At 64.6% G+C, this 12,592-nt stretch carries 10 protein-coding genes; 6 read left to right on the forward strand and 4 right to left on the reverse strand.

Annotated features, from left to right (window positions below):
* Window positions 1–2 precede the first annotated feature (2 nt).
* Window positions 3–533: a hypothetical protein gene (locus GXP39_07425; protein NOZ27869.1), complete on the reverse strand. Its 531-nt coding sequence runs from the start codon at window positions 531–533 to the stop codon at window positions 3–5.
* A gap of 467 nt (window positions 534–1,000) precedes the next feature.
* Between GXP39_07425 and GXP39_07430 the strand changes: the two genes are divergently transcribed.
* The 3 genes from GXP39_07430 to GXP39_07440 are packed head-to-tail and all read left to right on the forward strand — an operon-like array spanning window position 1,001 to window position 2,963.
* A complete protein-coding gene (locus tag GXP39_07430) occupies window positions 1,001–1,330 on the forward strand; it encodes a hypothetical protein (GenBank protein ID NOZ27870.1) in 330 nt (109 codons plus the stop codon).
* A gap of 38 nt (window positions 1,331–1,368) precedes the next feature.
* On the forward strand, window positions 1,369–2,172 hold the full coding sequence (locus tag GXP39_07435; GenBank protein ID NOZ27871.1) for a hypothetical protein: 804 nt from the start codon (window positions 1,369–1,371) through the stop codon (window positions 2,170–2,172).
* A 23-nt stretch (window positions 2,173–2,195) separates the two neighbouring features.
* The gene (locus GXP39_07440) at window positions 2,196–2,963 is read left to right on the forward strand and encodes a carbon-nitrogen family hydrolase (protein ID NOZ27872.1); all 768 of its coding nucleotides are present in this window, start codon (window positions 2,196–2,198) and stop codon (window positions 2,961–2,963) included.
* A gap of 98 nt (window positions 2,964–3,061) precedes the next feature.
* On the opposite strand, the gene GXP39_07445 is transcribed toward GXP39_07440, so the two are convergent.
* Window positions 3,062–4,609, reverse strand: coding sequence for a LysM peptidoglycan-binding domain-containing protein (locus GXP39_07445; GenBank protein ID NOZ27873.1), 1,548 nt, complete (start codon window positions 4,607–4,609; stop codon window positions 3,062–3,064).
* A 613-nt stretch (window positions 4,610–5,222) separates the two neighbouring features.
* Here GXP39_07445 and GXP39_07450 point away from each other — a divergent pair.
* From GXP39_07450 to GXP39_07460, 3 genes are all read left to right on the forward strand, one after another.
* Entirely contained in the window at window positions 5,223–6,050 is an 828-nt protein-coding gene (locus GXP39_07450) for a WYL domain-containing protein (protein NOZ27874.1), read from the forward strand.
* A 36-nt stretch (window positions 6,051–6,086) separates the two neighbouring features.
* A complete protein-coding gene (locus tag GXP39_07455; GenBank protein NOZ27875.1) occupies window positions 6,087–7,286 on the forward strand; it encodes a response regulator in 1,200 nt (399 codons plus the stop codon).
* Window positions 7,287–7,393: 107 nt separating this feature from the next.
* Window positions 7,394–8,941: a hypothetical protein gene (locus tag GXP39_07460; GenBank protein ID NOZ27876.1), complete on the forward strand. Its 1,548-nt coding sequence runs from the start codon at window positions 7,394–7,396 to the stop codon at window positions 8,939–8,941.
* A gap of 102 nt (window positions 8,942–9,043) precedes the next feature.
* Here GXP39_07460 and GXP39_07465 read toward each other — a convergent pair whose 3' ends face one another.
* Both GXP39_07465 and GXP39_07470 read right to left on the reverse strand, forming a co-directional pair.
* On the reverse strand, window positions 9,044–9,736 hold the full coding sequence (locus GXP39_07465; protein ID NOZ27877.1) for a response regulator transcription factor: 693 nt from the start codon (window positions 9,734–9,736) through the stop codon (window positions 9,044–9,046).
* The gene (locus GXP39_07470) at window positions 9,733–12,561 is read right to left on the reverse strand and encodes a GAF domain-containing protein (protein ID NOZ27878.1); all 2,829 of its coding nucleotides are present in this window, start codon (window positions 12,559–12,561) and stop codon (window positions 9,733–9,735) included. Before GXP39_07470 ends, GXP39_07465 begins: the two co-directional genes overlap by 4 nt.
* Between the last annotated feature and the right edge of the window lie 31 nt (window positions 12,562–12,592).

A 12,592-nucleotide genomic window follows, 5' to 3' on the forward strand; every position in this document is an offset into this window, starting at 1 on the left:
GGCTATTCCTCACGTTGCTTGGCCTGGATACGGGCGAGATAGCGCCATAGCGCTCGTTTCCGCGCCTGTTCCCAGCGCGGCGTGTGGGGGATCTTCTCACGCAAGGTGATGATCTGATGTAACATCGACGTGATGGGCGGTTCGGGCTGCCCGGAAGGGGGTGACTCTGGGGGGGCGGAGGGCTCATCCCTTGATGGAACGTCCGGCGGCGCGTCGGGGATGCCCAGCTTCCTCATCTCCTGGTCGGGGTCGATGCGCGGCCAGTGGCGTGAGCGGATGGGCTTCTCTCGGTTGTGCGCGTCGATCCGGCGGTTCAGGGCTTCGACCTCCGCCAGGAAGCGAGATCGGGCGCGCTGCCACAGGGTGATCAGACGTCGCCGATCCACCTGTGCGTCCCGGCGGTCGGCCAGCGCCGCGTAGCGATCGCGATACCATCTCCAGCTATGGCGGAGGCCCTCCCGTAGGGCCTCCAACTGCTGTTCGATCTGTTCCCAGCTCTCAGGAGGCGATGTGTGCTCTGGGTCTGGCGGCATAGAGATATGACATCCCGATTGTGATGTGCAAGATGGATGCATTATACCAGCCTCTCCCTGCGCGGGCAACGCTTTGGGGCTGCTGGGGCAGGGCTTTTTCAAAGTCGGTGCTGGAAATCGGGATGGTAAGAACTCCCCCGGTCCTCCTATCAGAGCGTGTCTGGAGATTTACCGGCAAGGCGTCTGAAGGTCTCCCTCAACGACCAGCTCCGCAGGGGGAGATGTGGAGGGGACCTCCCCTCTAAGGAATTCCCACTTTTCCGGTCTGCACCCGTCTTTCCCGGCCCTTTCCGCAGGAGTCTGGGCCGAGGCCGGGCAGGTCGAAGGCGGGAGAAGGACTTTTCCCGGAGGAACTCCACATAGTAGAAGCAACGGCATTTCTCCTCAGAGGCGGATCGGTTCGGATCCACACGTCTGTGGTATAATGACCCCACAGGACGGGACCTTGTCGTATCTGTAGGTGTGCGATGATCGATTGGGGCATGGTGGGCCGAGGGGCGTTGTGGATCGCCGGATTGGCCCTCGCGTTGGCCAGCTTCAGCTATATCGATTGGTGGCGATACCAGCAAAAGTGGCGCCTTCGGTTTGCCCTGAGCACTCCTCGCTTTCAGGCGCCGTTCTCTGCGGCTATGGTGCTCTTCTGTGTGGGGCTGGCCTTGTCCAGCCGGCGATGGTGGGAGATCGGGGCGTGGGGCGTGTTGGCCGCATCGTTCGCCTGGCAGACCTGGTTCTATGGGCGCTCCGGGTTCCGGCATGGCTGGGATACGCCCCCTCCATCCGATCGTGAGCCGGAGTGAGCCCTCCGCTGCAACAGATCCTGCGTGAAGGATAAGAAATGCGATTCCGATCGAACTCGTTGCTTTGGGGACTGGCGCTCTTGTTGGGCGGCATCCTGATCCTGCTGTTCAACTTCGGCACTTTTGATGCCCTGCGCCCAGGGCTGGAGTACGTGACGGCCAGCGTGGCCATCCTCTCCGGCTTCGGTTTTCTGATCTACTACGCGTACGACCGAACGCAATGGTGGCCGGTGTTGCCCGGGTTCACCCTCATCGGTGTGGGTGTCGTGATCTACCTGGGCACGCGGGGGATAGCCCGCGGGGAGACGCTGGTCAGCCTGCTCTTGCTGGCCATCGCGCTCGCCTTCGCCCTGGTGTACATCGCCAACCCGAGAGATTGGTGGACGATCATCCCCGGCGGCATCCTGCTGGTCGTCGGCCTGGTGATCCTCCTGAGCTCCCGGCTACAGGCCACCCAGCAGGGCACGCTGCTCTTCGTGGGCTTTGGGATCGTCTTCTTCCTGGTCTATGCGCTGGGGCCGCGCAAGCGAGAGGTCTGGTGGGCCCTGATCCCGGGGACGGCGCTGGTGGTCTCCGGTCTGTTTATCTATGTGCTGACCCTGGGGCAGGAGCAGTTTTGGGCCAAGGCGTGGCCGTTGCTCCCCATCCTCGGCGGCCTGTTCTTGGTCGTGCGGGCGATCCTGCGGGCGCGTCCCCAGTCGGCGGGCACCCCTGAGCCGTCCCAGCCCGCGGAGGCCGATGCGGGAGCCACCGAGGAGCCGAAGACGGCCGTGATCGAGCTGGAGGGGTCGGAAGAGGAAGGGGAGGCGGAGTCGGCGGCACCGGAGGAGTCTGCACCGTGAAGCTGGTCCTCTCCCTGGTTCAGATGAACTGCCGGGATGGCATGGTTGAGGCCAACCTGGCGCACGCGACGGAGGCGGTGCGTGAGGCGGCCGGGCGGGGGTCGGATATCGTCCTGCTGCCTGAGCTCTGGGCCAGCGGTTACGACCTGGAGTACGCCGCTCAGCACGCAGCCCCTTTGGGGGAGGGCGCCTTCGCCCGGTCTGCGGAGCTGGCCTCCCGGTTTCGGGTCTGGCTGGCGGGCTCCTTGCTGGAGCGCGGCCAGGATGGCTCCTATTACAACACGGCCGCGATCTGGGACTCGTCCGGGGCGTTGCGCGGCGTGTATCGCAAGATCCACCTGTTTCGCCCCATGTCTGAGGACAAGTATCTGGCCGCCGGCGATCGGATGTCCCTTGTCGAGTCCCCCTGGGGTTCCCTCGCGATAGCCATATGCTATGATCTGCGTTTCCCCGAGATGTTCCGCCAATACGCTGTGGCCGGCGCCGGGCTGACTTTGGTCCCCGCCCAATGGCCGCGCGTTCGCGTCTCCCACTGGCAGATCCTGCTGCGCGCTCGCGCGATCGAGGATCAGATGTTCATCGCCGGGTGCAATCGGGTTGGCGCACAGGGCGAGGCCCTCTTCGGCGGCCGGTCGGCGGTGATCGGCCCCTGGGGGGAGGTGTTGACCGAGGGAGGCGAGGAAGAGGAGGTCTTGACGGCCGAGGTGGACCTGGATCAGGTGGAGCGGGCGCGCCGCAAGCTCCCGATCCTTCTCGACCGGCGGCCGGAGCTATATGGCCCCCTCGCGTGAGCCTGTGGGCTCCTTGATATGGCATGAAAAATCCCCGGCCTGGCTGCCAGGCCGGGGATTCTGGATCAAGAGCGCTGGTGAGACCGTCCGGAGCGCATCTACGGGACGAGAGGGCACACGTCGGCGGCCGTGAAGGTGGGGTTGGCGTACCCGTAATCGGCCAGGATCTCGTATGCCTCCGGGTGCGGCGTGGGGCCTGTGACGAAGGCGTTCACCGCCGCGCACGCGGCTGCCATGTCCTGCGTTGGCTGGTAGCTGGACCACCAGATATCGGCGATCTGCGCGTATACGGAGTCCGGGTACTCCGTTTGTAGGAGGTTGACGGTCGCCTCGGCGTTGTCCAAATCGCCCTGGTACCCGTAGGCCATAGCCAGGCGGAAGGCCGAGAAGCTTCGCAGCTCCTCCAGCTCGTTGGGGCGCACCCAGCACGCGATGAGCGTTGGGTCCTCCAGCGCCTTGCGGTACAGGTTGATGGCCTGGGCGAAGTTGTCCGATCGGCCGTTGAGGAATGCCTGGTTGGCGTCCAGCACCGTGTGGTAGAGGCAATCGGACGGATCATAGACCTTTTCGATCTGGACGTACGGGGCGCCATCGATGGAGGCCCATGTCTCGGTCCAGGCTCGCTGGGGCCCGGCCCCCACGGACCCGATCACGCCGCCGTGGACGACGATCTCCTTGCCGGAGCCCTCATCGGTCACGTCCTCCAGCCGTACCTCGGGGTACGCCATGGTCAGGGTCCCGTCCATCCAGTTCTGGAACTCCGCATCGACCCAGGACATCACGTAGACGGACCCGAAGCACGTATGGGCGCCGCAGGTCGTCTCCGTCCATACGATGTCCATGTTCCCATCCTCGTTGATGTCGGCCACGTCCAGGATCTTCACCTGACCGGCGGCGTTGGCTCGAAAGGCCACGGACCATCCGGCCGAGCGCAGCACGAGCAGATCTCCGGGAGGAGCGGTCATATCCGAGTTGGGCGTCGTCAGGGCGACGATGATCTCCTTCACCCCGTCCCCGGTGAGGTCCACCGCCCGTACCTGGTCTTTCCCTTTGGCGATGGCGCCGCATGTGGAGAGCCAGTCGCCCAGGGCCTGGGCATCGCCGTTCGCGTTGGCCAGGAACGCGACGATGGCCGCGTCATAGCCGGCGAGATCGGCCGGGCACGTGGTGGGAGGAGGCGTGGGAGTCGGGGTCTCCTCCGCCTGTGCTGCTCCGCCGGTGGGGATCCAGATGCGTTCGCCGCGATAGAGCCAGTAGAACCGGTGGATCGCTTGCGGGTTGGCCTGCTGTAGACGGCGCACGCTGATGCCCGTACGCTGCGAGATCGACGTCCACGAGTCGCCCCTTTGCACCGTGTACCAATATCCGGATTCCCCGCCCGGCCGGGGGATCCAGATGCGCTCGCCGCGATAGAGCCAGTGGAACCGGTGGATCGCTTGTGGGTTGGCCCGTTGGAGTTCGGCCACGCTGACGCCGGTGCGCGCAGCGATGGAGGTCCACGTGTCGCCTCGCCGGACGGTATACCAATACCCGTTCCCTTCCTGTGCGGAGGCGAGGGAGACGCTGAGGAGCAGGATCAACAACACCAGGGCGCCCATCGTCCCCCAGTGATGATGCCGGATAATGGCTCGTTTGATGAATCCCATGGCGATGCCCTCCTTACGAATCGCGAGGACGGTCTCGATGCTCCGTATCCAGAGGAGACCAGAGAGATGTGAGTACGGCCTGCTGCATTATACACCAGATCGCATTGACGCTCAATAGTCAGCGTGGTAGGATAGTGTATCCGGGGGATGGCAAATCTTGTGAGAGGGCCTGCCCCGTGATCGGGTGCGTCTGGGAGTATGTCTGAAAAACGCTGTTGCTTCTGCTGGGAGGAGGCCCGGAGGGGCGGAGCCCCTCCGGAAAAAGCTCTTCTTTTGCCCTCGACCTGTCCAGCCTCGACCTGGGTTCCGCGGAAAGGGCCGAGAAAGGCAAGTACAGGCCGGAAAGGTGGGATTTCCGTGGAGGGGAGGACCCCTCCACACCTCCCTCTGCGGAGCTGGTCGTTGAGGGAGCCTCCTCAGAACATCTTGCCGGTAAATTTTCAGACACGCTCTGAGCCGGCCGGGATCGCCGCCGGGGGTGGAGCGGGATAGGGATAGCGTAAGCCTGTTCCTCCTTGACTCCTGGGGCGAGCGCCCTTTCTCCAGCTTGCGGTTCAATGTGGCGTTGTCAGGGTGAAGCATCTCTCTGGGGGAAGCTCGGAATATGGAATCCATGGGACGTCCATCGCTTTCGCTGCCGCTTACGCAGGTGCTCTTCACCGTCCTGGACGTGGAGACCACCGGCTTGGATGTCAGCCTTGGGCATCGTCTGTGTGAGATCGCCCTCGTGCGCGGGCGGGTTGGGCAGGAGCCCGAGGAGTTCTCCCAATATGTCAACCCGGAGCGGCCGGTAGATCCTGGAGCCCGCGCGGTGCATGGGATCCCCGATACGGTCCTGTGGCGATCGCCGCGCTTCGCCGAGATCGCCCCATCCGTGCGAGATCTGGTGGAGGGCACTGTGATCGTCGCCCACAACGCCCCGTTCGACCTCGGCTTTCTGGCGGCCGAATGGAGGCGTCTGCGGTGGCCCGCGCCGGCCGTGCACATCGTCGATACGCTCTCCCTGGCGCGGCGCTGGTTGCGGCTCCCAAACAATCGGCTGGGTTCCGTCGCGCGGGCGTTGAGGGTCTCCGTCCGAGGAGCGCACAGCGCTCTGGGCGACGCCCGCATGACCTGGGGGGTCTTGCAAGCGCTGATTCGTTATCTACAGGGGTATGGATTCACCACTTTGGGCGATCTGATCAACGCGCAGGGCGGGCCCGTGGTCTGGCCTGGCACGATGTGGCAGAACCTGCCCGATCCGTTGCGGGAGGCGCTTCAGACCGGCCGCAGGCTCTGGTTGCGCTACCTGGGCCAGCGACGTGACCTGACCGAGCGATGGGTCGAGCCGCTGGATGTGAACGGCGGATATCTGATCGCCTATTGTCACCTGCGTGGAGAACAGCGTACGTTCCGGCTGGATCGGATCCTGGAGATGCGCCTTGAGGATAGAAACGCCTGACCGTTTGTGTCGCGCTCGATGGGGGCGGGCTCACGTATGAGTCCCCGCATTTTGGTCATCGATGACGATGACGATACCCACCTGTTCCTAAAGCTGACCCTGCAGCCCCACGGTCATCAGGTGATTGGCGCCCACAGCGTGACCCAGGGGCTGAACGCCGCCCGCCGGGAGAATCCGGACCTGATCGTGTTGGAGGCCGCGATCGAAAACGGGGCGGGGTTCGACCTGTGTCGCCGGCTGCGCCTGTTGCCTGGTGGGCGCGCACGCCCTATTCTGATCGTCTCCCGCCTGCGCGATCGAGAGGATCTGGTGCGGGGGCTGGAGCACGGCGCCAGCGCTTACCTGACCAAGCCGGCCGATCCAACGGAGCTGGTGGTCCGGGTCCACATGCTCCTGCGCTACGATCAGGCGCCTCGCCCTACCGTCATCTTGGTCGTGGGCGCCAAGGGGGGCGTGGGGGCGACCACCATCGCGGTAAACCTGGGCGTGGCCCTGGCGCGCCGCTGGCGGGAGAAGGTGGCCCTGATCGACGCTGAATTCCCCGGCGGCGATCCGGCCGTCCAGTTGGACCTGCGCCCAACCCACACCCTGGCCGATTTGGTCAGCTATGGGCAATCGGTGGACGTGGAGATGGTGGAGGGCGTGCTCCAGGAGCACAGCTCGGGTCTCCGGCTTCTCTCTGCCCCTATTGGGGTGTTGGACGAATTGCCACCACCCGATTTCCTGGTCCCGATCATCCACCTGATGTCCGGACACCAGACGTATGTGATCGTGGATATGCCCGCCTCCATGCGGGAACATGTGGAGGTGACGGCTCGGCTGGCCGATCATATCCTGGTGGTCGTGGTGCCGGAGTTAACCGCTTTATCGCGAGCCGGGATGTTGTTGGATTCCCTCACGAGGCGCCTGGATAGCGATGTGGAGACCCACCCGCAGTTTTGCCTGGTCCTGAATCAGGTCGGCCGTGGGGGAAGCATTCTGGTGGACGAGCTACCCGAGGATCTGAAAGCGTATCCCTCCGTGCGCATCCGTTATGATGCGCGCAGGGTGCTGGCGTCCATCAACGCGGGCGTGCCGCTCGTCCTACGCTCACCGCGCAGCGCGATCGCTCGCGAGCTCGTGCAACTGGCGCAGTCCTTGCGTCGCCCTGATCCGGCCGAGGAGCACTCGACGATATCCGATCGCATCAGGGCCGTGTTGGGCCGGTTCCATGTACCTCGACTGGGCGAGGATTGAAGCGCCCTGAGCCTTGTCAGGGCGATCCTCGCCGGGATTCCACGGCCGGGATAACTTTTGATTCCTATCCCTCGTTTGTTGAAATAAGGAAAAAGGGCGGGTGACCCATGGGTTCACGAGACTCCAAGATCATCACCACGTTGCGTCAGCGTCGCCAGATAGAGCGAGCGATCCAGGCCTTCACGGAGGCGGAAAGCGAGGAGGAGCTCATCGAGCGGGCGGCGGAGATCGCCAGGCAGGGCGAGGTCGTTCTCCCCGTCCTGCTGGCGTATCTGGGCGCGTCCGATCCTCAGCTGCGCGGCGGGTTGGCCCACATCGCTCGCCTGCTGCCGCGGGAGAAGGTCGTACCCGCCCTGCGGGCGGCAGCCCGGGATCGAACCCGCTCCGATCGAGAGCGGATGACCGCGATGACCATCCTGGAGCGCTACCTGGACGAGGAGCTGGGGCCCGATCTGTTCGAGGGGCTCGCCGATCCTGAGACGTTGGCGTTGGAGTCGCTGCAGGAGGTGTTGGCGGAGGTCCATGAGGATCCGCAGGTGCTCATCGAGTACCTGTCCCAGCTGGAGGAGGAGCCGGCGGAGACCGCCCTGATCATCGTGCGGGCGGCGCGACGTGTGGACCCGGCGGACGCCATCGAGCTGCTTCGCATGCTCTCCCTCGATCCCAGGCGGCGGGTCGCGCAGCAGGCCTTGCGCGAGTTGGGCAGCCTGCGGCTTCCGGCCGCCGTGACGGCCCTGCGGAGCCTGTTGCCGAACCTGCCCGCCACGCTGAAGCCTTTGGCGGAGCGCAGCCTGCGTAAGCTGCAGCTGAGTGGCGTCCGGGCTCCTGCGCCGGATACCTCGCAATGGCGGGCGCTGGTCAGCCCCCTGGACAGCGAGGGACGTCAGGCGCTCTGGTTCTTGCGCTCGTCCTCGGAGGAGACGGATCATCTGTTTATCGGGTTGTTGTTGAACGATCAGATGGGGATTCAGTATGCGTTGAAGGGCGAGGACCTGCCGTTCCCGCACCTGGCGGCTGATCCAGCCATCGGCACCGTTCATGTGGTGCGCATGCCCCAGTTGGGGACGTCGGCGCTGTTGTTGGAGGCATCTTTCGACGTGGGGCGTGCGATCCTGCTGGAGGCGATCTCACAGCATTTGGAGAAGGGACAGCCCTTGCCTATGCCCTATCGGTTTTACTGCGTGCATCTGTGGGCTGTGCCCTGGGCCCCGCCGGAGGAGCCAGAGGCGGAGGCGCCTCCCGATGACGCTTCCTGGTCTCTGGAGCGCGCCGCCGAGATGCTGAGGCATCCGGCGTTTCATGCCTGGGGGTTGCAGACCCCGTGGGTGTACGACGTGGCCGAATCGCTGCTTCAGGGCTCGTCCGACTGGCCGGCCGACGAGGAGTTCTCCACCGCGGCCCAGGGGATCGCGGCTCGGGCCTTTGAGGGGCAGATACCGGAGGAGCTAGCTGATCGGTTGCGGCGCATGAGTCGGTGGCTTCGTCTCGCGGGCGATGCGGAGACGGCCCGGTTGGCGCTCTGGACGGCCGCGCACCTTCGCGATGTCTCGCCCGCCTCCCATCCGTTCCTGCTCCGTTTGGCCGAGGCGGGCTTGCGGGCCGCCGTGCACAACCTGGCGAGGGGCATAGACCTGCGCCGCCTCTACACGATGTGAGGCTTGGCGATGCCTGGCGCGGGCATACACGTTGCCCGATGAGTGGCAGACGGTCGCTCGGCGTTGAGACCCATCCTGGGCTCGCAGATCCCGTTGCCCCTCTCACTTATCCGGGCGGATGCCGAAGCGGTACCCCACGCCCGGGGTGGTCACGATCGCCTGTTCGCTGAGCTTGGAGCGCAGCCTCCCCACGTAGATGTGGATGTAGTGGGTTGCGCCCTTGTACTCCGGTCCCCAGACTCGGGTCAGCAGCTCGTCATGGGAGAGGACGCGAGGGGCGTTGCTTGCCAGCTCGTAGAGAAGGTTGTATTCCGTGGGGGTCAGGTGGACCGGTTTGCCATTCCATTCGACCGCGTGCGTCTCGCCGCTGATGTGCAAGGGGCCCAGCGTGATGTCCCGATGGTTGGTGTGTTCCTTGATCGCCGAGGGCACGGAGCGACGGAGGACGGCGCGCACGCGGGCCAGGAGCTCCTGTACGCCGAAAGGCTTCGTGAGATAGTCATCCGCCCCCAGGTAGAGCGCCTGGACCTTGCCATCCTCATCACCGCGGGCGCTGAGGACGACGATGGGCACGACCGAATCCTCGCGAATGCGTCGGCATACGGCCCACCCATCCAGGCGAGGCATCATCAGGTCGAGGATGATCAGGTCGGGCTCCTGGGATGTGAATTGCTCCAGCGCCTCTATGCCATCTTGGGCTTGGATCACCCGGAACCCTCGCCGGGTGAGGTTGACCTCCAGAAATCTCAGAAGGTAGGGATCGTCATCGACGGTTAAAATCGTGAGATCGTTCATATGTCCACCTCGTTCGCCTCGGCGTCATGGACGATGGGCAAGGTAAATTTGAAGGTGCTGCCCTTTTGCGGCTCACTTTCGACCCAGATCCGACCACCGTGTGCCTCGATGATCCCCCGGCAGATGGCCAGGCCCAACCCGGTGCCCGGCTGATTCTGGTCCTCCGGTATCCGGAAGAACTCCTCAAAGATACGCTTGTGGAATTCCTGCGCGATGCCGACCCCCTGATCGGAGACGCTGACGGTCATCCAGTCCGTGTCGGCGGTCGCGCCGATCGCGATGGTGCTCCCGGCGGGGGAGTATTTGGCCGCGTTCTCGACCAGGTTGGAGAGCACCTGCCCAATGCGTTGGCGGTCCGCGAAAACCCTCGGCAGATCGGGCGGGAGGGTCACCTGCAATTGATGGGATTTGGCCAGCATATGAAGGCGCTCCATGACGTCCTCCAGGATCGCCTCCAGCGGACACGGCACCGGCTTCACCTCCAGGGTGCCGGATTCCAGACGCGACATATCCAGCAGTTGGTCGATCAGCTCGGATAGCTTATCGCTCTCGTATTCGATGATGGACAGGAACTCCCGTTGGGAGGCCCTGTCCCATTCGACGTCGTCTTGCAGCAGGGTGGAGGCGAATCCCTTGATCGAGGCCAGCGGGGAGCGTAGCTCGTGCGAGATCATCGCCAGGAAGGCGCTCTTCAGGCGATCGGCCTCCTGGGCGCGCTCCAGGGCCGCTTGTAGCTCCTTGGTCTGGGCTGCCACTTTCGCCTCCAACACGGCGGAGTGGCGTTGGAGCGTGTTGTAAAGGCGCGCGTTGTGGATGGCCACGGCGGCGTGATTCGCGAACGCCTGTACCAGCTTCGCCTCCTGGGGATGAAATCCGTCCTCTCCCGACCGGCAGACCTCGATGCACCCGATGACCTCCCCTTGCACCACCAGCGGGGCCTTCACCTGCGCGTGATTGGGGCAGGGGGACTCCGGCGCTCCTCGATCCCAGGAGCAGATGTGTGCCCTGTCCACGGTCATGTGGAGGCTCCCCTGCTGCCAATCCTCCTGTTGCATGTCCACACACGCGCGAATGCCGATCAGGTCTTCCAGGTAGGGGCAGCCTCGCGCGGCCACCGTGTATGTCTCATCCTCCTCCATCAGCATGATCAGCGCCCCATGATGATGGACGACGGCCGCCAGCCGCTCCAGGATCAGATCGAGCACCTGATGCAGATCGCGCACCTGGGCGATGGTGGCAGCGATCTCATTCAGTGCCTCCAGCTGCGTCTGTCGCGCTTCCATCTCCGCGAAGAGCCGGGCGTTCGTGATCGCGATGGCCACGTGATTGGCCAACAGGATCAAGGTCTCCCGCTCCGTCTCGGAGTATATGCGGCCCGCTTCGTCGCTGAAGGCCAGCACGCCGATGGGATCCTGGCCCACCAGCAGCGGCACGAACAGGAAGGACCAGTCGGCGACCTCCTCCAGCCCGGGGTACGGGGTGTAGTAGGGTTCATCCCCCAGACGAGGGGTCATGATGGGACGTCGGGTTCGGAACGCGATCGGCAGGACCCCTTGGTTCAGGGGGAAGCGCATGGTGTGTAAGGGGAGGTCCCCCTGATACCCCTGTACCGCCTTCACGACCAGCTCGTTGTGCTCGGGGTCGTACAGGAGGAGCACCGTGCGAGGCACATGGGCCAGCTCGGAGGCGTATCGGGCGATCTGGGTCGCCAGCAAGTCCCAGTCCAGGGTCGCGCTGAGCTGGGTGCTCATCTGCACCAGGGTCTGGAGTTGGTGCGCCCGACGTTCCATCTCCTGGCGCAGGCGTGCATTGTAGATGGCGATGGCCGCATGGCTGGCGAAGGTGCTCAGCAGTTCCACGTCGGCGGACCGGAATGGCCTGGCCCGTGCCCGCACGACGAGCAAAGCGCCCAGCTTCTGCCCGCGATGGATCAGGGACACGCAGAGGAGGGGGTGGTCCGTCTCCTCCAGGGCTTTCAGGGGAGAGAAACGCCCAGATTTCCTCGCCTTGACTGGGCTGATGATCGTATCCCCTGTGTTCGCCACGTATTTGACGATCTCTTCAGCGAGAACGGGATCCAGCAGGGAGGAGGTGGTGGATGCGTTGGCCACGATGGCTCGCGTTTCGGCCTGGCCGTCCCCGTTCAGGTAGAGCGCGCTCTCCTCCGCCTGTAGCAGCCGGGCCGCGGCGTCGACCACGGCCTGTAACAGCTTGTCCAGGTCCTGCTCCGTGTTCAGTCGCTGTGCCAGGCGGCCGATGGTCGCCAACCGATCGGCACGCGCCTGGGCATCCTGAGCCAGGCGCGCGTTTTGGATGCCCGTGCCCATCTGTTGGCCGATGGTGGCGAGCAGGGAGAGATCCTTGGGGTTGAATCGTCGGTCGGAGAGGTAACCGATGGCGATGGTGCCTATGGGGCGTCCTTGCGCGATCAGCGGGACGATGAGGGCGGCACGTGGAATGCCGTCTTTGATCTGATCCTGCTGGGAGACGAGGCCGGATTGCTGGGGGAGGTTCTCGATGAAAAGGGGCTCTCCCGTCCGCAACACGCGGGCGTGAAGGCTGTTCGGATGCTCGGCTGGGATCTCTCGGAACGCCTGGACGAAATCCGCCGGATGGCCATGATGGGCCAGCATGCGTAGCGTGCGGGTCTCATCGTCCAGGACGAACACAACGCCCGCTTCGGCGTCAAACGCCTGGACGACCGTCTTCAGCACCGCTTGGGCCAGCTCGGAGGGCTTCAGGGAGAAGGCGGTGATCCTGGCCGTTTGCATCAAGGCAGTTAAGGCATGGGAGCGTTGTCCTTGGGTGGTTCCTTGGTGCTTCACTTGGGGGATCTCAGCCGGCACAGGCCCTTGT

Source organism: Chloroflexota bacterium, from assembly GCA_013152435.1.
Lineage (GTDB): Bacteria > Chloroflexota > Anaerolineae > DUEN01 > DUEN01 > DUEN01.